We start from the raw sequence: 254 nt of genomic DNA, 5'->3' as shown, positions 1-254 counted from the left end.
CGAAAAACGTGAGGCACTTTTGCTCAGCAAGTTGGAACAGAAGCAAGAGTTCACCCGCTATATGGAAGCGACCGGTGCAAGCATTCAAAACGCATCAGCAGAAGCGAAGCCCTACTTGATTGAAAAAGCCCACGAAGCATTACGCGACTACAAAGATAATTTCCTCAGCAGTGCCCGCGCCAATTTAACACCGGACCAATACGATGCTTTGCGTGAACGTGAGCAAAAACAATTTGACGAAATGTGGGAAAGCC

General features: G+C 47.6%; 1 protein-coding gene. It reads left to right on the top strand.

Going from position 1 to position 254, the window contains the following annotated elements; translation table 11 throughout:
• The coding region (locus tag KZZ07_RS27180) for a hypothetical protein (protein WP_219520128.1) at window positions 1-254 on the top strand (254 nt) is incomplete at both ends.

The sequence above is a fragment of the Mameliella sp. CS4 genome (genome assembly GCF_019392335.1).
Classification (GTDB): domain Bacteria; phylum Pseudomonadota; class Alphaproteobacteria; order Rhodobacterales; family Rhodobacteraceae; genus Antarctobacter.
Note: the sequence above shows the minus strand (reverse complement) of the source record. Positions and strands in the feature narration are given on the sequence as shown.